Source organism: Xanthovirga aplysinae, from assembly GCF_009711365.1.
In the GTDB taxonomy this organism is placed as follows: domain Bacteria; phylum Bacteroidota; class Bacteroidia; order Cytophagales; family Cyclobacteriaceae; genus Xanthovirga; species Xanthovirga aplysinae.
The window spans coordinates 4,531-5,699 of record NZ_SMMB01000942.1; the positions used below are offsets into that span (position 1 = coordinate 4,531).

The 1,169-nt window shown below is 32.0% G+C and carries 2 protein-coding genes; both read left to right on the forward strand.

The window, feature by feature from the left end; genetic code table 11:
- Nucleotides 1-224 precede the first annotated feature (224 nt).
- Nucleotides 225-818, forward strand: a complete 594-nt coding sequence (locus E1171_RS08665) for a CHAP domain-containing protein (RefSeq protein ID WP_155205612.1) — start codon at nt 225-227, stop codon at nt 816-818.
- 107 nt (nt 819-925) lie between these two features.
- Nucleotides 926-1,169: hypothetical protein (locus tag E1171_RS24250; protein ID WP_222931452.1), on the forward strand; the 244-nt coding region annotated here is incomplete at its 3' end.

A 1,169-nucleotide genomic window follows, 5' to 3' on the forward strand; every position in this document is an offset into this window, starting at 1 on the left:
TTTGATTTTTCATGATATGGGAGAAACAAATGACGATTTAATTCAAAACTCAACAATATTGGTGGACAAATTTTCAGAAATATTTCAAATTGGAAAAGTTGAAAACAATGGCTAATAATGGCGAGCTCTCGTGATTTGCCACCGCATAAAAAATCCAGCACAAAAAAGCACAGTAGCCAGCCGGGCCGTTGTGCGTCAGCTAAAAAACTAAACAAAGAGATAAATTGAAATTAAAACGTTGGACATACTTACTAATTGGAGTACTCATATTGGGTTTTATAGGACTTTGGACATTTAAGAGATTCAACTATAAATCTGAATTCATTGTAGGACAACAAATTGATAGTTTAAATGGAGTTTTGATTTACTATAATGGAGGAGTTGGTAATGTAACAGGGCGAAATACTACAAAGGAGGGTTATAACTTAGGACTAAAATTTCAGTGTGTTGAATTTGTGAAACGGTATTACTATGAATATTTAAATCATAAAATGCCTGACAGTTACGGACGTGCAAAAGACTTTTATGACAAGAATTTGAAAGACGGTCAGACAAATATGCGGCGAAATTTGATTCAATTCTCAAACCCGAGTCAGACCAAACCCAAAGTTGATGACTTATTGATTTTTGGTGGAACGGTTTTTAACAAATACGGACATGTTGCAATTATTTCAAATGTTACAGAAGACGAAATTGAAATAATTCAGCAAAATCCGGGACCATTTGGAAAGTCTAGAGAAACTTTTGCCATTGAAAAGCAAAATGACAAATGGACATTCAAGAATGACAGGATTTTAGGTTGGTTAAGAAAAAAATGAAAAGTCGAACACATAACAAAGTGAAAAAATAATAGCCGAACAAGGTCTACAGCACAACCAAAGCTACAATATTTACACAAACGTTTTACCTAATTTAAAACAGAATTATGCATGATAGAATCAATTTAAATATAGGATGTGTAATTTACACAGAAACAAATACTGGAATAAAAGCAGAATGGATTTTTAAAAGAAACCATAAAATAGAACGTGGCACTGGGATAGGAATAAGGTTAACTGAATTCAAGCAAAAAAGAAGATTTGAAGGAGAATATGAAATTATGTATTATCATTTAAATGGGACTAATTCACCAAAACTAAAATTAATTATTTCATTTGAATCCGGATATT